At 55.9% G+C, this 19291-nt stretch carries 16 protein-coding genes and 4 pseudogenes; 10 read left to right on the forward strand and 10 right to left on the reverse strand.

The genetic code is table 11. From position 1 onward, the window contains the following. The first annotated feature begins 356 nt into the window (after positions 1-356). A complete protein-coding gene (locus GCM43_RS23970; RefSeq protein ID WP_152248417.1) occupies positions 357-815 on the forward strand; it encodes a transposase in 459 nt (152 codons plus the stop codon). On the opposite strand, the pseudogene GCM43_RS23975 reads toward GCM43_RS23970, so the two are convergent. Next, positions 755-2155, reverse strand: a pseudogene (locus GCM43_RS23975) (Tn3 family transposase); the annotation flags it as partial. The gene GCM43_RS23970 and the pseudogene GCM43_RS23975 sit on opposite strands and share 61 nt — an antisense overlap. Before the next feature lie 80 nt (positions 2156-2235). On the opposite strand from GCM43_RS23975, the gene tnpA (GCM43_RS23980) reads away from it, so the two are divergent. From tnpA (GCM43_RS23980) to tnpC (GCM43_RS23990), 3 genes are read left to right on the forward strand one after another with little or no spacing between them, the layout of a single operon-like run. Further along, positions 2236-2529, forward strand: coding sequence for an IS66 family insertion sequence element accessory protein TnpA (tnpA, locus tag GCM43_RS23980; protein WP_152248418.1), 294 nt, complete (start codon positions 2236-2238; stop codon positions 2527-2529). After that, positions 2529-2870, forward strand: a complete 342-nt coding sequence (gene tnpB / locus GCM43_RS23985; protein WP_152248419.1) for an IS66 family insertion sequence element accessory protein TnpB — start codon at positions 2529-2531, stop codon at positions 2868-2870. The genes tnpA (GCM43_RS23980) and tnpB (GCM43_RS23985) overlap by 1 nt, the downstream gene beginning before the upstream one ends. Positions 2871-2923: 53 nt before the next feature. Then, entirely contained in the window at positions 2924-4516 is a 1593-nt protein-coding gene (tnpC, locus tag GCM43_RS23990) for an IS66 family transposase (RefSeq protein WP_461653627.1), read from the forward strand. Here tnpC (GCM43_RS23990) and ltrA read toward each other — a convergent pair. Beyond that, a pseudogene (ltrA, locus tag GCM43_RS23995) lies at positions 4479-5855 on the reverse strand (group II intron reverse transcriptase/maturase); the annotation flags it as partial. The gene tnpC (GCM43_RS23990) and the pseudogene ltrA overlap by 38 nt on opposite strands. Positions 5856-6156: 301 nt before the next feature. On the opposite strand from ltrA, the pseudogene GCM43_RS24000 reads away from it, so the two are divergent. Then, a pseudogene (locus GCM43_RS24000) lies at positions 6157-6393 on the forward strand (transposase domain-containing protein); the annotation flags it as partial. Here GCM43_RS24000 and GCM43_RS24005 read toward each other — a convergent pair. Further along, positions 6380-6694 carry a phage integrase N-terminal domain-containing protein gene (locus GCM43_RS24005; RefSeq protein ID WP_152248420.1) on the reverse strand — a complete coding sequence of 105 codons (315 nt, stop codon included), beginning with the start codon at positions 6692-6694 and terminating at the stop codon, positions 6380-6382. The pseudogene GCM43_RS24000 and the gene GCM43_RS24005 sit on opposite strands and share 14 nt — an antisense overlap. A 1098-nt stretch (positions 6695-7792) precedes the next feature. On the opposite strand from GCM43_RS24005, the gene GCM43_RS26600 reads away from it, so the two are divergent. From GCM43_RS26600 to GCM43_RS26610, 3 genes are read left to right on the forward strand one after another with little or no spacing between them, the layout of a single operon-like run. Then, positions 7793-7915 (forward strand): hypothetical protein, encoded by a 123-nt coding sequence (locus GCM43_RS26600; protein ID WP_413770985.1) that lies wholly within the window; start codon positions 7793-7795, stop codon positions 7913-7915. Next, a complete protein-coding gene (locus GCM43_RS26605; RefSeq protein ID WP_152248421.1) occupies positions 7908-8285 on the forward strand; it encodes a hypothetical protein in 378 nt (125 codons plus the stop codon). Before GCM43_RS26600 ends, GCM43_RS26605 begins: the two co-directional genes overlap by 8 nt. Positions 8286-8327: 42 nt before the next feature. Continuing rightward, complete coding sequence (locus GCM43_RS26610; protein ID WP_152248422.1) at positions 8328-8624, forward strand: IS4 family transposase; 297 nt, start codon at positions 8328-8330, stop codon at positions 8622-8624. A 75-nt stretch (positions 8625-8699) separates the two neighbouring features. Here GCM43_RS26610 and GCM43_RS24020 read toward each other — a convergent pair whose 3' ends face one another. Further along, positions 8700-8987 carry a hypothetical protein gene (locus tag GCM43_RS24020; protein WP_152248423.1) on the reverse strand — a complete coding sequence of 96 codons (288 nt, stop codon included), beginning with the start codon at positions 8985-8987 and terminating at the stop codon, positions 8700-8702. On the opposite strand from GCM43_RS24020, the pseudogene GCM43_RS26615 reads away from it, so the two are divergent. Then, positions 8899-9087: pseudogene (locus tag GCM43_RS26615) on the forward strand (IS6 family transposase); the annotation flags it as partial. The gene GCM43_RS24020 and the pseudogene GCM43_RS26615 sit on opposite strands and share 89 nt — an antisense overlap. Before the next feature lie 910 nt (positions 9088-9997). After that, positions 9998-10798 carry a methyltransferase domain-containing protein gene (locus GCM43_RS24025; protein ID WP_193315733.1) on the forward strand — a complete coding sequence of 267 codons (801 nt, stop codon included), beginning with the start codon at positions 9998-10000 and terminating at the stop codon, positions 10796-10798. Between the two features lie 448 nt (positions 10799-11246). On the opposite strand, the gene GCM43_RS24030 is transcribed toward GCM43_RS24025, so the two are convergent. The 6 genes from GCM43_RS24030 to GCM43_RS24055 form a co-directional block, all read right to left on the reverse strand. Next, the gene (locus GCM43_RS24030; protein ID WP_226929647.1) at positions 11247-11756 is read right to left on the reverse strand and encodes a hypothetical protein; all 510 of its coding nucleotides are present in this window, start codon (positions 11754-11756) and stop codon (positions 11247-11249) included. Beyond that, positions 11753-13399: an IS66 family transposase gene (tnpC, locus tag GCM43_RS24035; protein ID WP_152248425.1), complete on the reverse strand. Its 1647-nt coding sequence runs from the start codon at positions 13397-13399 to the stop codon at positions 11753-11755. The genes GCM43_RS24030 and tnpC (GCM43_RS24035) overlap by 4 nt, the downstream gene beginning before the upstream one ends. A gap of 21 nt (positions 13400-13420) precedes the next feature. Then, entirely contained in the window at positions 13421-13777 is a 357-nt protein-coding gene (tnpB, locus tag GCM43_RS24040; protein WP_152248426.1) for an IS66 family insertion sequence element accessory protein TnpB, read from the reverse strand. After that, positions 13777-14100 (reverse strand): IS66 family insertion sequence element accessory protein TnpA, encoded by a 324-nt coding sequence (gene tnpA, locus GCM43_RS24045; protein WP_152248427.1) that lies wholly within the window; start codon positions 14098-14100, stop codon positions 13777-13779. Before tnpA (GCM43_RS24045) ends, tnpB (GCM43_RS24040) begins: the two co-directional genes overlap by 1 nt. Positions 14101-15720: 1620 nt before the next feature. After that, positions 15721-16722, reverse strand: coding sequence for a ParB/RepB/Spo0J family partition protein (locus tag GCM43_RS24050; protein ID WP_152248428.1), 1002 nt, complete (start codon positions 16720-16722; stop codon positions 15721-15723). Beyond that, positions 16719-17765, reverse strand: coding sequence for a ParA family protein (locus GCM43_RS24055; RefSeq protein WP_152248429.1), 1047 nt, complete (start codon positions 17763-17765; stop codon positions 16719-16721). Before GCM43_RS24055 ends, GCM43_RS24050 begins: the two co-directional genes overlap by 4 nt. Positions 17766-19291: the final 1526 nt, after the last annotated feature.

Raw genomic sequence — 19291 nt, forward strand, 5'->3', positions numbered from 1 at the left:
CCGTTTCGAAAAAATCTTTATTAAATCAAAGAGTTAGACGGTATTACTGAGTAATATCAGGGATGGCTGTATTTCAGCGTGTCAATGTGCCATTGAGCCGGTGGATGACTTTGCATGTCTTGAAAATCCACCTGATGAACTTCAACCGCCATCAAGGAAAAACCCATCTAACTGGATTGGCCGGCGGCATCTTGAGGGGGCCGTGGAAGGGGAGCAGGTGCCATCAAATATATTTCTAGAAAAGAGTGATGTGGTTAGCGCTGTAGTTAAACAGGCTAAACAGCGGCGTTGTTGAATAATTCGACCGGTCGCCCTAGGAGTGTACAATCTGACATCATTTTCTCCCAGGTAGACCCGTGCCGTACAAACACAGCGAAGAGCGTCGCCACAAGTTCGAGAAGCCGCTTTACAAGGTGACGAACTGGCCTGAGTACAACGCCGCGCTCAAGCGGCGCGGTGACTTTACGATGTGGTTTACCGAGGAGGCGATTGCCGAGTGGTGCCCAGCCAAGACCGGGGCGCGCGGCCGGCCAACAAAGTATTCCAATGTGGCAATCGAGACCGCGCTGTTCATACGTCAGGTTTTTCATCTGGCATTGCGGCTGACAGAAGGCTTCATGAACTCGCTTGCCCGTGCCCTGAAAGTCGAGATCAGCATCCCGGATTTCAGCTGCATTTCCAAGCGAAGCATCGGCTTGCCAAGACATGCTTGGGGAGCACACAGGATTCGGAAAAAATCGGGCGCTAAGCCAATTCACTCCTCTTTGAGGTTTCGCAGCGCTCGAAATTGTCCGTCGTCGACTTTCCGATTTTGACGCCAGACGTAATCCCCGGTCAGATTGATATGTTCCCAGCCCAAGGGCGACAGGTATTGCAGCATATCGTCCTTGGCCAGTTTTCCTGACTCGCGCAAGGACCGTGTGGCTCGCTCCAGGTACACGGTGTTCCACAGCACAATAGCGGCCGTCACCAGATTCAGGCCGCTGGCGCGGTAGCGTTGCTGTTCGAAGCTTCGATCCCGAATTTCGCCCAGCCGGTGGATAAAGACGGCCCTAGCCAGCGCGTTGCGCGCCTCGCCCTTGTTCAATCCGGCATGGACGCGCCGGCGCAATTCGACGTTCTGCAGCCAGTCCAGGATGAACAGCGTGCGCTCGATGCGGCCTAGTTCGCGTAGCGCGAGCGCCAGGCCGTTCTGGCGCGGATAACTGCCGAGCTTGCGCAGCATGAGTGATGCGGTGACTGTGCCATGCTTGATCGACGCCGCTAGGCGCAGGATTTCATCCCAATGTGCACGCAGGTACTTAATGTTCAGGGTACCGCCGATCATGGATTTCAAACCTGGATAGTCCGCAATAGCGCCCGGAATGTACAGCTTCGTGTCGCCGAGGTCGCGAATGCGTGGCGCAAAGCGAAAGCCCAGCGTATGCATCAGCGCGAACACGTGGTCCGTGAAGCCGGCGGTGTCCGTGTAGTGCTCCTCGATGCGCAGGTCCGATTCGTGATAAAGCAATCCGTCGAGCACATAGGTCGAATCCCTGACGCCGACGTTGACCATCTTGGTGCTGAACGGAGCGTAGTTGTCGGCGATGTGCGTGTAGATCATCTTTCCCGGTTCGGCGCCGTACTTCGGGTTGACGTGTCCGGTACTTTCGGCCCGGCCAGCGGCGCGGAAGCGCTGGCCGTCCGAAGATGACGTGGTGCCGTCGCCCCAGTTGGCGGCAAACGCGTGACCAGATTGAGCGTTGACGAGTTCGGCCAAGCCGGCCGAATACGTTTCGTCACGGATGTGCCAGGCCTGTAACCACGACAGCTTCGAATAGGTCGCCCCGGGGCTCGATTCCGCCATCTTGGTCAGACCGAGGTTGATCGCATCAGCCAGAATCGCCGACAGCAGCAGTGTTCTATCCTTGGCCTGCTCGCCGTTTTTCAGATGGACGAAGTGGCGGGTAAATCCGGTCCAGTCGTCGACGTCCATCAACAACTCCGTGATCTTGATGCGTGGCAGCATCGCGCTGGTGAGGTTGATCAGTGCCTGGGCCGACTCGGGCACTACCGCATCCTGCGGGCTGATTTTGAGGCCAGTGTCGGTAATGATCGCATCCGGCAGTTCATTGGCCAGCGCAAGCCGGTTGACCGTGGCCAGTTGCTGGTTCAGCGTAAGCATCCAGCCGTCCCATCTATGAATTCCTGATCGGCCTCGCCAAACTATCCTCTCGATCACTACGGGAGTTAAAGATGTCAAACGAAGAGCGACAGAAAGTGTGGCAGGAACGAGTAGCACAGTGGCGGGACAGCGGACTGTCGCAAAGGGCATACGCCATCGAGCAAGGCTTTCCGATCCGCCAGGTTGGCTATTGGGTACGGCGGTTGGCCAAGGTATCGTCCGTGCCCGGGTTGTTGCCGGTGCGCGTGGCGCCAGCGGCGGCGCTGCCGCTGGCGATCAGCCTGCGCAACGAGCACGGCTGGACGTTGAGCTTGCCGGGCGATGTGCCGGCAAGCTGGCTGGCCGAACTAATGCGTGCCCTGTGATGGAGCTGTCGGCCAAGGCGTTCTGGCTGGCGACGGCGGCAGTCGACATGCGCACCGGAATCGACGGACTGTCGCTGCACGTGCAGCAGGCGCTGGGGCGCCCGCCGTGCGACGGCACAGCCTACGTGTTTGCGAACCGGCGCCGCACCCGCCTCAAGTTGGTGTGCTGGGACGGCACCGGCGTGTGGATGTGCGTGCGCCGCTTGCATCGTGGCCAGTTCGTCTGGCCGCAGGCGGACGACGCGAGCTGGCAGATCAGTGCCGAGCAATGGCAGTGGCTGGTCGCCGGGGTGGACTGGCAGCGCCTGTCGGCGCCGGCGCCGGCACAGTGGCGGCTGTGACAGGTAAACAGTTGCGCTTGTAAACATGGCGCCGGCCCTGTAAACTGCCCGGCATGAACCCGCTCGACGACCTGGCCCGCACCGACATCGACCCAGCCCTGCTGGCACAGGTGCAGGCGCTGTTTGCGCAGCAGCAGGCCAAGCTGGCCGAGAAGGACTTCAAGATCACCGCGCTGACGCACGAGCTTGCTTACTACCGGCGAGTGCGTTTCGGCAAGGCCAGCGAGGCCCTCGTCGGCGAGCAACGCCTGCTGTTCGAGGAAACGGTCGACATGGACTTGGCCGCAATCGAAGAGGAGCTCGACAGCCAGGCGCCGGCCAAGCCGCGTCGCAAGCGCGCCGGCCGCCAGCCGTTACCGCCAGAATTGCCGCGCATCGAGCACCGCCATGAACCCGAATCGTGCCAATGCGGCCAGTGCGGCGCCGCCCTGGTACTGATCGGCGAGGATGTCAGCGAACAGCTGGACGTGGAACCGGCGCGCTTCTTTGTGCACCGCCACATCCGTCCGCAATACGCGTGCCGTCCTTGCCAGACAGTGACGGCGGCGTTGATCCCGCCGGTCGTCATCGATGGCGGCATGGCCGCCGTTGGCCTGCTGGCGTGGATCGCGGCCTGCAAATATCTGGACCACCTGCCGCTGTACCGGATCGAGCAGATTGCCGCCCGCCAGGGCGTGCCGCTGGCCCGCTCGACGCTGGCCGAGTGGATCGGCCGCATCGGCGTGGCCCTGCAGCCGCTGGCCGACCGGCTGGCCGAACTGCTGCGGCAACATGATTGCCTGCACGCCGACGAAACCCCGGTGCGCCAACTCGATCCCGGCAGCGGCAAGACCCGCCACGCCTATCTGTGGGCCTACCGCTCCGGCGCGCATGACGACGGCCCGCCCATCGTCGTGTTCGACTACCAGACCAGCCGCGCCGGCGCCCACGCGCGCGCCTTCCTGCAGGGCTGGCGCGGCCACCTGATGGTCGACGATTACGTGGGCTACAAAGCCCTGTTTGCCGACGGCCCCACCGAACTGGCTTGCCTGGCCCATCTCAGGCGCAAATTCTTCGACGTGCACGCCGCCAGCGGCAGCCCGGTCGCCCAAGAGGCGTTGCGCCGCATTGCGGCGCTGTACGCGATCGAGCAGCAAGGCGCCGGACTCGATCCGCCGCTGCGGCTGGCGTTGCGCCAGAAACTGGCCATGCCGGCGCTGGCCGAGCGGCACGCCTGGCTGCTGGCGACCCAACGGACCGTCGCCACCGGCAGTGGCACGGCCAAGGCCGTCGACCATGCACTCAAGCGCTGGGCGGCGCTGGAGCGCTATGCCAATTCGGGCATACTGCCGATCGGTAGAGTAGAGATGTGGCGCGGCAGCTGCAGGCAAGTGCCCACAGCCCCGTTTCCACATCCCCCTCGTCGAACCGGACGTGCGGATTTCCCGCATCCGGCTCTCTTCCGGCGCATCAAACCTTCGCGTTCGAGCGGCCGCGTGCAGTTGGCAGCAGGCGTATCAGACCCAATTTCTCGTAGAGGTACTGGTCGGGATACTGGCGGTATCCCGTTCCCCGCTTGCCGCTGCGCCTGCGCAACCAGATTCGCAAACGCCGCGCCGTGTAGTCATCGACATGGCGGTAGATCTTTCCCACCGGCCCTTGACTGAAATAATTCGCCCAGCCGCGCAGCATCGGATTCAATTCCTTGACCCGAGTCTCTGGCGTTGTCGCGAACCACCGGCTCGTCGTTTCGGCATGTATGTGGTCTTTCAAGCGTTTGATGGCTTTCTTCGAGGGTGCCGTGCCCCAATAACGTCGCCCTTCGCGGCCATAGAACTGTCCTATGGTGTAGCCAAGGAAATCAAACCGTTGTTCAGGCAGTTGGACCAGCCGGGTCTTCTGTTCGTTGACCGTCAGGCCCAGTTTGGACATCAGGTGCCGCATCGTCACCATCGCCTCCTGCCCCATGCCAGGTCGGCACAGGAGCACGAAGTCGTCCGCGTAGTTGACTACTTCAGCTTGTAGCCGCCGCGCATGTCCACCGAGGTACCACGCCAACATGAAACGACGGAAGTACAGGTTCGCCAACAGCGGGGAGATAACGCCTCCTTGCGGTGTGCCGCGATTGGTGTCCCTTGCCACCGTCGTGCGGGTTTCCCCGCCCGTGTGGTCCCGTTCGACAACGGGGGTATCAAGCCACTGGCGTATGACCGCCAGCACGGTCCCATCGGCAATCCGCCGCGCAACACAGCGCAGCAGGCGACCGTGAGGGATCGTGTTGAAGTAATCAGCGAGGTCGGCATCCACCACTTCGCGCGCTCCCCTATCGGCGATGCCGTAGTGAATGCGCCGCAGTGCCATCTTGGCGTCCATGCCTTCGCGGAAGCCATACTGCCACGGGAACAAGTCGCCATCGAAGATGGGACCGATCACGAGCAGAACGGCCATCTGCGCCACACGGTCGCGGACGGTTGGAATGCCCAGCGGACGTTGTGCGCCATTTGCTTTAGGAATCCATACACGCAACAGGGGCGCACACCGATACGACTTGGTGCGCAGCTCCTGCTTTAATCTTTGCAGCCAGCTCGCCAGCCCGTAGTCTTCGATGTCCGCGAAGGTTTCGCCATCCACCCCGGCGGCCCCGCGATTGATGCGGCAGCGCCGGTAGGCTTCGTACAAAACATCATCGCGGCACACCTTGTCCCACAGGCTGTAGAACCGATAGGCTGCTTCGCTCTTGGCTTTCGCCTGCAACGCACTCTGCAAGGTCCGAACCGAATCAAGCGGGGTTGATAGACGTGCGCCAATCCCCGGGCTCTTCCTGCTTTGAACGTTTGCACCGAAACAGGGGGCCTTCGCTCCACCGGCGTTACCCAGCTTCGTCACTACTACACCCCCATCCGCCATCCGCAATGGCCGACTCCACCCCTCGCGAGGTCGTCGTTGATCGATTGCCTGTAGATCACCATCACGGACTTCCCTTGTTGCACGATTAATCCATACCATGCGTGCTGCCACCACTACCCCGGTGGACGCGGCACCTGCGTTTCACGCTCGCTTCGGTGCCGCCATCGGCCTTCCTCGTTATTATGGCGAGTCGGCATCCACGACGACCTTTCGAGGCCTTCTCAGTGTTCACTCACGTTGCGGCCCGCATGGCTCGCTGGCCCCCTAAAGAGGCCTTTTCAAGCAGTGCTTCAGTCCATTCGTTACCTCCTGAACCGCCCCTTGTGCTTCTGGCTGGAGCGCGAGTTAGCCAGGTCGGAATTTCACCAACTGATCAATCGTGCCTTAGCAAGGCACACACAACAACCCGGTCGAGAACGCCATTCGCCCTATCGCCATCGGCAAGAAGAACTGGCTGTTCACCGGCTCGGAACGGGCCGGCCGCCGCGCCGCTGCGATCCAGAGCCTGTTCGCTACTGCCAAGCTCAACGGCCTTGACCCGGCGCGCTGGCTGGCCAATGTTCTGGAACGTCTCCCGACATGCCCCAACAGCCAGATCGACTCGCTGTTGCCATTCCCGGACTTTACCCAACGCTGAACACGCTGTACAGGTGGGGCGGCTGGCCGCTTACGAAAATTCGCAGGTACGAAAGGTTGGATTGAATTGTCTTTGGGGTAAGTCCCGAGTGATACCAAAACTCGCAGAGCGCCTTGACGTGTTTGTCACCCAAATTCTCCGGATTTTGGAGGCGGAAATTCAAATTCACGAGGTGACGGAAGCTCGCGCGCAAAGAGTCGCCTATGGCAGTCTTCGTGCGTTCGCTGGCTACTTTCCCGTTGAAACGGGTACCCGCTTTCAGTTGCAAAATTGCGCTGAGTTGCGAGATCAGAGATTTCATGTCAGTCCTTTTCTACAGGTACGCCAGGCCGCATCCCTATACATTCGATTGAACGCATACGGATGCGGCATGACAGATGCCGCTGGTAAAAAATCATCAACTGCCGGGGAAAGGGACCCAAACGTAAGCACACTAATTTCACACTGCCACCCCTTTTGGCTTGAGGCAGTATGCCGACTCCTTTCGGAAGCCGATCGCCGAACATGATGCTGTTAGGCCCGGAACTCTCACGTGGTTTCTCACGCAGCGCGTCCTGCCCTCATGGGCAAGTCTTTGGTGGCGCTGTCACCAAATGGTATTTCTCACGTCACGTGGACGTCGCGGAGGCTACATTGGCACCAGCATATTGCTAGCGATTCCTGTGTCTGGGAGCATCCAGATATCCGCCCTTCTGTGTCTCTAAAAATTTCGATGGCCCGGACCGGGGTATACGGCGCAGCTGCAACTGAGCTGCTTGTGGCGTTCCGGCAGCCGGCCCTGTTTTTCTCGCATAGCAGCGCGAAAAATCAGGTTCAGTGGGAAATCAGTGTTCCTAAGCGACGTCTAACCCTGATGTAGCTTGGGTTTCGCTGTCACTCAGTGTTCGTCCCAAGTTTGCGCTCGAAGGAAAAAAACGGCCAAAGATGGCCTTGGGCTAACTGCATTACGAACTATTTAAGGTTGATGTACCAAGGTATTAGGCTCGGCCTGGAAGATTGCCGCTCAAGCGGCGGTAGAAATTGGTGCTTTTCGATTCCGAAGGAACTGAAAAGATGTCTAGTGAAACAATGCCGCATGGCGACGGATAGATATTAGCAGTTTGGACTGCTGCAGATCAAACGAAAACAGATAAAAAACGCATCATATTTGGAATCTCAGTTCATGAGTGCAAAGTATCTTACCGCCAGCGCAGCAAAGTGCAGCGAAGTGCAACTTAGTGCAGCAAAGTGCAACGTAGTGCAGCAAAGTGCGGCATTTTTTAAGGATGGATGTAATCAAGAATATAGGAGATTAAGCGTGACTTGACTGTTAGCTCACCTCTTTATACATAACTCTTGAGCGCCCCTATCTCAGGTAGCGTGCATATCGTTGGCGCCGACCTAGAATTGCCCCACCGTCATGGCGGCGCATTCGCCGGACACGCGACTGGTGTATGTGGCCGACCGCGAAGCCGATTTGGTGCCGTTGATGCTGCGGGAGCAATACCTGGGCACGCCGGTTGACTGGCTGGTGCTTGCGTAGCACAACCGCTGCCTGCCAAAGTCGGAAAAGCTCTGGCAGCACACCAGCGCCGCAGCGCCTCTCGGCGAGATCGTCTTTGACATGCCGGCGCGGCACTGCGTCAAGGCGCGCAAGGTGCGTCAGCAATTATGGGCGCGCAAGGTGGAACTGCCAACGGGCCAGGGCAAAAACCGTCAGCGCCACCTGCCTCATCGCCCGGGAAATCTATGCGCCGGACCGTACCAAGCCGATCGAATGGCACTCGCTCAATAACTGCGACGCTGACACGCTGGCGCAAGCGCAGGAAATGATTGACTGGTATTGGGCACGCTGGGAGATCGATATTCTGTTCAACGTGCTGAAAAACGTCTGCAAGGTCGAGGAGCTTTAGCTTGGCTGCATCGCACGTATCGAGCGCGCCCTGGCGCTGTTCATGATGGTGGCGTGGTGCACCGCATACCTGGAGCGCACGGGCCGGACCTGCCCAGACTTCGACGCCACGTTGTACTTCGATCAGGACGAAATTGAAGCGGCCTATCTGCTGCGTGAAAAACCGGCACCGCCAAAGGCAACAGTCGATCAGGTGCTGAGCCAAATCGTGTGCTTTGGAGGCTTCCTGGCGCGCAAACGCCACTGGGACCCCTGCGCGGAAATCATCTGGCTTGGATTGAAGGGTCTACAGGTGGCCGTCAAAAATATGCGCACCGTGCGCAGGTTTGGGCAAGGATAGACTTGTGTATAACATGGTGCCTAGAATGGGCCTTCTGTAAGCATAGAGACGAGGTCTCGATATCTTGTCAGTACATCAGTGTTTCACTGAAGAGCGGGTGAAGTCTTTTTTGATGAATTTGAAAACAGAAACAAACGGCTCAAAGAACAAGCGTGTGTCTGCGACTGCAATTTTTTTGATGTGCTGGATAAGTGCGATCATGTTCATGCTCCTTAATGTCCTTTTGTGTTGCTGTAAATGTACCTGCAGATGCGGGTAGTTGTCAACAAAGGGCAATCGCGCCATCAAACGGGCGACCAGACCGATGCTCAACTTCAAATAGCTCCGCGCCGCCCACTGCGTGCTCGCAGGCGTCGAGCTCATGCACATGATCCGCAAGGGGCAGTTCGCAATCAGCGGAGCCGATGCGATGTCGTTCGCCGACCAATTTTACGCGCTGGCGGGCAAGGTCCGTCCGCAATGACCTGGACAATGCCCTTCAAGGGAAATTCCGCCGTTTAATCAACAACGCGACACAATCACTTCCAATTCGTCGTCTGGCCTGCCTCCTGGTTTAAGCCGTGACGGAAATGTCGGGAGATATGCAGGCGTGTGAGCCTTTTGTCGACGAACATACCTATGAAAATTCATGATCGGCAATTTACCAATCAATGCCTTACGTCGGTGATGAGGGTTGCCATTTCGAACGCATTGCGCTTGCTATAGTTGCGGGCATTTCTGCCGTGGTAACGATATTATTTCTCTATCTAAGTTGGTAACGCTGTCGCGCAATGTTTTCGTCAAATACCGACGCTATCGAGGAAGAAAAGACGCTACTCATCTGTGCAAATCCCTTTGGGTACGGACCGAAGTCGAACGCTCCCAGGTTATGTTGTGCGACCACGAAGTCGTCGACCGTGCCGATCTCGTCAATTAGGGGCGAAGAGAGGAAACGGAAAAAATCGGGCGCTAAGGTTATTTCGCCCCTGGCGGCTATTGCTGCGCCGTGTGCTTGAGGCGCAGGATATCGATTTTCTTGGTCAGCACCCGAGAGATCACAACATAGCTTGCGCGAACACTTGGTGGGCATCCGGCGCAGTGGAACGCAAAACCGAGGTACGCGAGCTTAGCGCCCGATTTTTTCCGAATTCTGTGTTCTCCCCATCAGGGTACAGCTTGACTTGGTGCTGTCCAGAATCGATGAACAGCCTTGACCCGTTCCATCTTGAGGTTCAAGAAGAAGCGTTCAGCGACGGCGTTGTCCCAGCAGTTACGCTGGATGCACGCATATCCAGGCACGGCCGATGTAGGAAAATGAATTGGTGGCGATGCCGCCCCGACGCCGGCCGGTAGCCGGCTATTTGGAAAGGCCGCCAAGTAGCGGGAAAAATGATATGAATGAAATCCATCCGAGATTCGGTCAGGCAATGACCGCAGCCCAATATTCTTCAGAATGGGAGCGCAGCGCCGCTGCCTTCTCTGCAGCAGGGCATTACACGTGGATGAACGAACGATTGGGGAAAGCCGACAAAATCATTGAGGTTGGTTGTGGCGCAGGTGCCAGCACAGAAGCTCTGCTCAGTACAGGTCGCCAAGTGCTGGTGATTGAATCTAACCAATCGTGCGCTGATCGCACCTGTGAGCGCCTAAATGCCAAAGGTATATCGGTCGAACTGATCTCGGTCGATCAACTGTCAAATCTCTCCGCATGGCAAGGACTGAAAGTGAAGATCGTTGTAATAGATGTTATATCCTCTGACCTTGAGCTACATTTGCAGCCAGGTTCGTTTGACGCACTTGTATGCTGGATGACTGGGACGCATCCTCATCACATCAGCGAAATACTTTCAAAACCTTACATGTCACTCGAAGGCGGGGACATGGCTTTGTACAGGTCATTAGTGCAGGAGCGCTGCTACAAACTCGGCAACCATGCAGTCAAAGTCGGAGGGGGCGTCCATATGGTCGACCGGGCTATGGTCCGTAGCTGGTCGGACAAGGATTGGATGAGAGAAGAGTTGGTAACGCTCCTGAGTACAGTCGCCGGTCCAAATTATGTTTTAACGAAGGGCGATTGCTATCTTAGAAGACTCAGCGAGGGCTTGAATCAATCCGCTATCAAGTACGTGGCACAGCATCCAGCCAGTGTTACCGGGGAGGTAGTACTTACCTCTACCGTTGCACATCTGGCTTAAGTGTGATGATCTGAAAGTAGCTATCTTCGAAAGCTAAGTCGAGGAAACCTACAAACAAGGGGCCGCGGCCCCGTAAGCTAGATCGTATAACGATCATGCCAATAAAGCGATGCCTTCATCATTCAGCGGCGCCATTTTCACGCTGTTTTGCCACTTGCTTTAGGAAATGTGTTGGCGCCGACCGAAAACTGACCCTGTATCAGTTTACAACCGCTGCTGACACAGGACTACCTAGTCCGGTAAACATGATCTCGCAGCGTGAATGCAAGGACATGACGATTTCTGGTCTCAAGAGTTTAGCTCCCCGTAGAAGCTCCCTTTAAAAATGCAATGCCTTGAGCTGAGAGTACGTCGTAAGCGATCCATAAACCCCAACCTTGCCCGCTAATCTTCTTGCCGGCATGATGGTGGCATTGAAGTCCATGCCTCACGAACCAGGCCAGGTCGTTCAGGTTCGCTTCGCCGGCTTCGGGATCGGGGTGAATGCGATACAGTTGACGAAGTTCATGGCGGCGAGCATGACGTAGTTGTCGGTCGCTTCGGGTGTGATGCCGGCCAACCATTTATTGAGCTCGTCGGTGACATAGGCGAGCAGCGGTTTTTCCGGATGGGATTCGAGATATTGCGTCATGGCGCGCTGGCGTTGTGCCAAGGCCAGGTCGTCACCAAACCGCACCGTGGCGACATAGCGTCTTAATTGCTTGTCCAGGTCAGCCTCGGTGATCAATGGCCAGCATAGCCCCGACTGCTTCATTGACTGGAAGCAGATGAACAGCAGATCAAGCACCACCTCGATTTTTGCCGGGGCGACACCCATGCGGTGGAGTGCGAGCGCCGAGCCGAACAGGTTTGGCTGCCGCTCGAACAATTCGTTGGCCAGTACCTCTTTTTGCTCGATGCCCATGGCCCTTACGACTTTGATGGCGTCGGCGAGCGTCGGCGATGAGATCCGGCTCATTGCAGCACGCCCATCGGTGTCACGCTCTGGCCGTGGTCGAGTGCGCTCATATTCCATGGCAGCAGCGCCTCAACGTCTTCGACGTTTTTCACCGCCGGCAGCTCGCGCAGCACGCGCCGCAACCAGGTGTAAGGTTCCACCCCGTTCGCCCTGGCCGTCTCCAGCACCGAGTAGATGACGGCGCTGGCATTGGCGCCGGCTACTGTGTCACTGAACAGCCAGGCCTTGCGCCCGACGACGAACGGGCGGATCGCGTTCTCGGCGCGGTTGTTGTCGATCGGCAGGTCGCCGCGCTCCGTGTAGCGTGTCAGACGCGGCCAGTAGTCGTGCAGGTACGACAGCGCCGTGCCGAGCGCGCTCTTCGACATCACGCCCGGCAGCGTCTGGTCGAGCCAGGTCCGCAGCGCCGCCAGCGCCGGCACACTGTGGGTTTGCCGGGCCAGCAGGCGCGTCGCGTCATCGGCATCCTGGTGGTCGCGCTCAATGCCGTACAGCTTGCCGATCATGGCAACGGCCTCGTCGGCTAGCCCGCGCTTGCCCTTGGGCTGCACCTTGACCGCCTCGACGAAGCGGCGGCGCACGTGCGCCCAGCAAATGAGTTGCTCGATGCCGTCTGTGCGCATCAGCTCGTTGTAGCCGCTGTAGCCGTCGGTCATCACATAGCCCCGGTAGTCGTGCAGCAGGCGCACCGGCACCTGCCCGCTGCGGCTCGCATCGTAGTCGAACACCACCACCGACCGCCCTGGCGGTCCGCCCGTCTGCACCCACATATAGCTGTTCGAGGTCGGCGCCTTGCCCGCTTCCTTGAGCACCTGCACCACCGTTTCGTCGACGTGCAGGAACGCTCCTTCAAGCAAGGCGTCGCGCATCAGGTTGAGCAGCGGCTGCAGCACGCCGGCCGCGCCGATGACCCAGCGTGCCAGCGTCTGGCGCGGTACCGTCACACCGTGGCGGGCCAGCACGTATTCAAAGCGCGCCAGTGGCAGGCCATCGATGAACTTGACCACCAGCAGCATGGCCAGCAGGTCGGCGCTGGCGTTGCTCTTGGGCAGGGGTTGGGGCGGCAACGCCGCCGTCACCGGCGCGTGCACGCTGCCGGGGCAGCCGTAGCGCTTGCGGATATGGCGCAGCACGCGCACCTGCATCGGCACCAGGTCGAGCTGTTCGCTGATTTCTTCGCCGATTTCCACCATCGGAGTGCCGCACGGGCAAGTACGTTCGGCCGCTGGCACGTCGTGCACGACATCGACGCGTTTTAACTCGGCTGGCAGCGCGCTGCGCTTGCCGCGCGCCGGTTTGCTGTTCGATTTGGAATCAGGCTGAGTGTCCGGCGGCAGCGGCGCCACGTCCTGCGTTGCATCACTGCCAGCGGCCAGCGCCTCGGCCTCGTCGAACAAGCGGCCCTGCGCTGACGACTGTTCCGAGCTGGTGCCGAACATGCGGTGGCGCGCCAGGACGAACTGTTCCAGCATGTGCTGCATGTGGTTCATCGCCTGGGTCTTGACGTCGTGGTGCGCGGCGATGACCGAGTGCAGCAATGCCGTCAGCGCTGCCGCGTCGGTCGGCAACACGGCCGGCAGCACCAGTTCTGGCAGGCTGTAGCGCGGCGGCAGGCTGGACGGTTTGGCGGTGGTTGCAGGCATGCCGTAGTTTACCAAATTCTCCTATGAAACAGAACTGAAATGCAGTGTTTTATGGGGCGGCTTCTGCCAGACATCGAAGCCTTCCAGCAGCCACTCGAACTGCTGCAGCGTGACGCCTTGCGTGGCGCCGCCGGCGTCGCGCGGCCACGCGAATTTCTCCGCTTCGAGCCGCTTGAGCCACAGACAGAAGCCGTTACGGTGCCAGTACAATACCTTGATCTTGTTGCGGTCGCGGTTGATGAACACGTACAGCGCGCTGCCGAACGGATCAAGTCCCAGCGCCTGCTCGACCAGCACCGACAGACCGCCGATGGACTTGCGGAAGTCGACCGGGTCGCGGCATAAAAACACTTGGTCGATGCGGCAGCCCGGGTGCATCAGCGCACTCCCGCGTGGGCTTGGTCGAGGGCCAGCAGCCAGACTGGCGACGGCAGCGCGGCCAACTCCAGGCGCAGACCGGAACGCAGCACCAGAGTGCACGTGCCGGTTGCGGCGCCAACTGCCATATCAACCACGCGCAGGGCGACAAATTGGTTCGCTGCGCCATCGGCGCCGGTTACTGCGGCCCGCGTCAACTTGCGCCGCCAGTAGTACAGCGACGCCAGCGTCAGGCCATGCTGCCGTGCATATACGCTCGCCGCCATGCCTTCACGGCGGCAGGCCTCGATATGTGAGGTCCAGAATTCGGTGTCGCCTTCCATACTTGCTCCCGTTCAAATTGAAACGGCAAGCATGCGCAAATCGGGATCACGCCACAAGGCTGTGGTTTATGGAGCGCTTACAGTACGTCTGCAGATATGCCTCCGAACAAACATCAAGACAGCTGGTATAACAGGGTTGAAGAATATCTGGCTAGCGTGGCACCAAGTCACTTGGGGCCGAGCAGCCTGAGTGCCTTCTGTCGTGCCGCGTGGGCTAGAACCACAAGAGAATGCCAAGACTTGATAGCGGATAGATGACAGCAGACTGCGCACGCCATACTAGCCACGATGCCGTTGACGTCTAGCCAAGTGAAAGACAAAGAATCTTCCCAGTCTAACGCCAGGTTGTCAGCACACTGTCAGAACGACTCCAGTCGTCTCGCCGCATCTATTCTATCCAGACAGCAGACAGTAGGGTAGTCAAACACTGACAGACCTGTCGGAAATACCATATCGATGTCCTGAATGTACATTTCGTTATGGGGCGTCAGGCACTGATTGTTGCAGTATTTGCGGCCAGTATATTAGCGAAAACTTCTGCTCAACCGGCGGTGGGTGAGATTGTGGCGGCATCTTGGCAACCAAGAAACCTATACGCAGGCGATGGCCTAAATAATCAAGAAACCGTTTTTTGTATGCCAATCAATTCTGCAGCGTGAACAACTGGCAAAAGAAGATACCAGCCAACTATCGCCGGCACGTCTCCAAAGCGATCTTCCTGTCAAGTTACCCACGCGGGTATTGGGTGAGCTTTATTAGGGACTACTTTTGATAGTCCCTGATAAAGCTCACCTTTAATGGATAAAAAAGATCAGGTTCTTATTAGCTATCTGTGTAACAGCATCTCTACAGCTTCATGTAATGCTAAATACACCTGGAAAGCCATTGGCGGCCAGCATGCAACGGTTTCAAGAAGGATAAGAAGTGATGCTTGATCATGAAAATGATGTCTGTCAGTTAATCTACATTAGCAATGCATAGCGATGACATGGAATTGACTCCCTGCTACATCTCACCTTGAATGAAAATCCATGCTTCTAGAATAAGAGTGCTGTGATGGAAATGCACCTGCACGTTGTACGGTATAGAGCGAGATGCTAGATAAAGCCATTCTCGGGGAGTGGTCCCTGTTCGACCTCACCATTCGCATCATGGCTAGTTTTCTTACTTAGGCAAAAAGAGCCCGCAGATGATCCTGGATGCGCTGTTGTTACGTCACAATCCACAGCGCTTCCCAATGCGGCTGAAATTGGCCATGCTTCTCCTGCATAATCTATAGATGTTGAGTCGAGAGAAACTGGTACTGGCATAGCACAGCAACGAGCCATTTTTGTGCAATGGTTGCCATGGTTGGATAAGATATGTGTGATCGAGTGGTCGATTGGATGTTTGGCTTCAGTTACGCCAACAACATTAGATTTATCGCCGTTCTCTTGAGACGGGTGGATATCGAAAACGTGGCAGATCTCTCAGCGTTTTATTCCACCAGAGTATCCTGATATGAGCAATCAACTTCCAAAAAAAAAAAAGCCTGGGGAATCCCAGGCTTTTGACGTATAACAGATCAGGTTATTACTCAGTAATACTCTGTAAGTCATTGATTTAATTGAATTTATTAAATTATCCCGTTACTTCGTCAGCCATTTTTCTTAGCATTTCATCAATCTTCTGATGCACCATCGCCGCATCGATCGATCGGTCTGAAATACGCACGATGATGTCGCGGTCCTTCGCCTGTGTCAAATACCGCGGTGCACCTGACGAAGAAGGAATCAAGTGCTTCTGCGCCCGGGGAGAGCGGCTGGCGGCGTTAATTTGCTGTGTGACCCACACTTGTATCGATCCCTGGTCAGCGCCTTCCTTGAGGCGCTGAATGGCCTTCAAAATGACGTGGTGGTGGGTAGGATAGGTCTCCCACAGCGAATTGATTACTTTTGCCGCATGCGCGCCAAATAATCCGGGTTCGTCATCCAGCAGGCTGAGTACTTCGGCAGGCAGGTTGAGCATCGCCAGGCCATTGGAGACCTTGGCCTGAGAACACAGGAACATCGCAGCGACTGCCTTTTGTGTGGTCGCATATTCCTTGCTCATCGCCTTGCGGAACATCAGTGCTTCTTCGTACTCGGTCGGAGGCGCGCCGGTGTTGTCGACCATGACGTCCAGTTCGGCTTCCCGATCCGTTCTCGAGACAACCAGGACGCGTGCCTGCTTCCAGCCGATGTTGATAGCAGCCTTTTTGCGCGTCTGGCCTTTGATGATTTCGTAGCGGCCGTTAGGCATTTGGCGTGCCGTAATCGGCGTACTTTGTCCGGCGCTCAAGAACGACTGTGAAATTTCATCGATACGTTCCGGGTCATACTTCAACCGGGTTTGAAATGGGCTGTCATCAAGCAAATCCAAATCAATCAGTTTTTCCACGCCGAGTGCATTGACCGGCGCTACAGTCGCTGGGGTGCTGGTAGGCTGAGCGTTGTAGGTGACTTCAGCTGGATGGTCCTGCCCAATCTCCATGGCTGAGGCATCGGCTGGCGTATCAAATGCGGTTGAGGCGGTGATGCCGGCTTGTGGCACCAGACGGCCTGACTGGATCAGGCCGGATACTTTCAATGGTTTTCTGCTCATAATTTTTCCTGCCCTGGTAATGTCGTGCCAGCCAAGCGCAGGCCGTATAGTTTGATAAGTGACTTGGTTAAATCGATGATGTCGCGTGCGCCCCCGCTATTGGGTTCTTTTTCCAGTACCGGGCCATTGCTGCTGATGTTGTCCGGATCTGATTCACGCAGGAAACCGACAAAATCACGGATGATGGTGTCGTTGATCTTGCCCGGAAATTTCGGCAGCAGTTTCGAGAGCTGATACTGGTGCGGTGTTTTCGACGTATTGAACTGGTTCACCACGATATGGACGTCCAGATGGATCCCTTGCCGTCCAAAAGCAGCATTGATTTCCTGTACGTTTGATGCCAGCACGTCGAGTGCCGCGATGGCCTGTCCCTCGGCCGTCACCACCGTCAGCAGCGTTTTGCAGGCCACCATGAATGTCGTAGCCAGGACCGAAGTGCCTGGTGCGGAGTCAATGATGATGACGTCGTATTGGCTGAAAAACTCGATCTCGGCTTCCAATAGGCGCGTAAAGGCTTGCTCCCGGTTCATGGCTCCCATCAGCCAGGATTCGTCGACCATGGTGATGTCGCTTGGGATCAGATCAAGCATGCCATCGGCGTAGATCGAACGGATTGCTTTCTCGGGATGTGCACGCTGCCCCTGTGAGGTGCGTTTCATCAGCTCGCCAATATGCGTAATTTCTTCGTCGAGCCAGTTGATGCCGTACAGGCTCGTCAGCGACGACTGTGGATCGCCATCGATCAACAGTACGCGGTAGCCTGACAAGGCGATACAGCTGGCGACGTTGCCGCAAATGGTGGTCTTGCCGACGCCGCCTTTAGCCATGCGCGTGTCGATTACTGGTGGCAGTGTCAACGGGCGTTTGGTATCTGGAGGGATATTCAGCAGTCCGAAGCGGATAGCACGGATTTCAGCGGCACTGTACAGCTTGTGCTTGTTGTCTGCCTGTTCACGATACCGTGTACGAAACGTTTTTGGCGTACCAGTGAAGCCGCTCAATTCCATCGCTAGTTTCTGCTTTACACCTTCAAATGAGCGCATGGGGATCCCGTCGTGATGATTATTTCAATGATGATAGCGGGTTTCAATGTACTTTTCAATCGAACTTTTCCAAATAAAGGGAGATTGACGAAAATAAAGTCTATCGACAAGTTAAAAGGAATAGTCTCTTTTAAAAGCCTGGATGCGTTTTTCAGGCTTTTATGAAGGTGAAAATTGTCGTTATGGTATGTGAAAAGCGGATGTCCATGTCTGTACGACAGAATTTAATTGTTTTTCAATCAATAAATGCGATGAAGATACTCAAGGCCTGTTATAGGTGAGCTTGAACAGGGACCACGAACATAGCTCATGCATTAATTTATTTATCACTTAATAAAGGATCTATCGACCCAGGTACGTTTGGGGAGCTTTTATAGGGAGTGTTAGGAAAGGAAGTCGGTATATGGTGAGCCTTTACGGGGACATCAGGTCAAGCAAGCAAATATTCTCTAAATTCATTGCAAACTGTCTGTCCAGGTACTGGTCGGACGTGATCTGAGTGGATGAAAATTAGTCTGAAGCAAAGCGATCTGAAAACTTGGCGGGTATATTAGTTTCCTTTTAGAAACTTTCGTAAAGCATCCTCCAGTAATCTTGATTCACACTCCCTGTAATACCTCACCTTTAGAATCCTGTCTGTATAACATTTGCGTTGAAAATATGTATCTACGGACTGACAGTATTTTGAAATTTGAGCTCAGAGGAATCATGCAGGAGCTTTTACAGTGACTAAGATTGATGTGACTCATTCTTTGTTTATTTATTAATCAATCGCTTAATTGGTAAAGATAGAATGTGTTTTTTGCAGAAAATAATGTTTTTATAACAACTTAACCCATACTTTTTCTTGCTATTTACCTATGGGGAGCTTCTACAGGGGCACAGTAAGAGAGTGTTGCTATCGATCTATCATTTGTTAAAGAGATATGTCTCACATAGTATGTGGTCGTCAGATTAGTTTTGTTTATGGAAAGTTGTTTAGTGTCTTAATGTCGAAATCGAGTAGTCCATGTCCTGACGATGTTTTTTGTATTCGCTATGCATGCAAAGTTAGTACGTTTGCTTGTATTGCATGGCTTATGTTCTTTATGAAGCGATGTCATTGTTTTATAGTAAGTGAAATTTCTTGATTTTTTACTAAGTTATCTCTATTTCTAGGCAGTTGAGTCATCGTTAAACGTTCATTGGGATATTTTTTTTGCTTGAGAGGTTTTTTGATAAAGAACCCTTTTAAAACCTTAAATACAAATTAAGCGTGCGTAGATTGAGTATCCATGCGGCCTAGCGAGGGATTCGGTGAGCTTGCCCGGGGACAGGGGTGAGGCTGTACGGGGAGTTCGGTGAGTCGTATCAGGGAGTAAAAGTTTTTATGGTGAGACTGTACGGGTACCGAGGGGAGGGGATACGGTGACTGGAGGCGATGAGGGTGAGCTTTTACAGGGACAGTATTAAAGGGATGTGGATAACTTTTTCCCATCAGATGATGCTTCGGGTAGAGGGTAGAGGCATGGGAAGCGCCGCATGAG

It is taken from the genome of Janthinobacterium aquaticum (assembly GCF_009208565.1).
Lineage (GTDB): Bacteria > Pseudomonadota > Gammaproteobacteria > Burkholderiales > Burkholderiaceae_D > Janthinobacterium.

What these genes read in the sequence shown, in the direction of transcription:
- tnpA (WP_152248418.1), top strand. Translation starts at nt 2,236, where the DNA reads ATGTCAAACGAAGAGCGACAGAAAGTGTGGCAGGAACGAGTAGCACAG.
- tnpB (WP_152248419.1), top strand. Translation starts at nt 2,529, where the DNA reads ATGGAGCTGTCGGCCAAGGCGTTCTGGCTGGCGACGGCGGCAGTCGAC.
- tnpC (WP_461653627.1), top strand. Translation starts at nt 2,924, where the DNA reads ATGAACCCGCTCGACGACCTGGCCCGCACCGACATCGACCCAGCCCTG.
- GCM43_RS24005 (WP_152248420.1), bottom strand. Translation starts at nt 6,694, where the DNA reads ATGAAATCTCTGATCTCGCAACTCAGCGCAATTTTGCAACTGAAAGCG.
- GCM43_RS26600 (WP_413770985.1), top strand. Translation starts at nt 7,793, where the DNA reads ATGGCGGCGCATTCGCCGGACACGCGACTGGTGTATGTGGCCGACCGC.
- GCM43_RS26610 (WP_152248422.1), top strand. Translation starts at nt 8,328, where the DNA reads ATGATGGTGGCGTGGTGCACCGCATACCTGGAGCGCACGGGCCGGACC.
- GCM43_RS24020 (WP_152248423.1), bottom strand. Translation starts at nt 8,987, where the DNA reads ATGAGCTCGACGCCTGCGAGCACGCAGTGGGCGGCGCGGAGCTATTTG.
- GCM43_RS24025 (WP_193315733.1), top strand. Translation starts at nt 9,998, where the DNA reads ATGAATGAAATCCATCCGAGATTCGGTCAGGCAATGACCGCAGCCCAA.
- GCM43_RS24030 (WP_226929647.1), bottom strand. Translation starts at nt 11,756, where the DNA reads ATGAGCCGGATCTCATCGCCGACGCTCGCCGACGCCATCAAAGTCGTA.
- tnpC (WP_152248425.1), bottom strand. Translation starts at nt 13,399, where the DNA reads ATGCCTGCAACCACCGCCAAACCGTCCAGCCTGCCGCCGCGCTACAGC.
- tnpB (WP_152248426.1), bottom strand. Translation starts at nt 13,777, where the DNA reads ATGCACCCGGGCTGCCGCATCGACCAAGTGTTTTTATGCCGCGACCCG.
- tnpA (WP_152248427.1), bottom strand. Translation starts at nt 14,100, where the DNA reads ATGGAAGGCGACACCGAATTCTGGACCTCACATATCGAGGCCTGCCGC.
- GCM43_RS24050 (WP_152248428.1), bottom strand. Translation starts at nt 16,722, where the DNA reads ATGAGCAGAAAACCATTGAAAGTATCCGGCCTGATCCAGTCAGGCCGT.
- GCM43_RS24055 (WP_152248429.1), bottom strand. Translation starts at nt 17,765, where the DNA reads ATGCGCTCATTTGAAGGTGTAAAGCAGAAACTAGCGATGGAATTGAGC.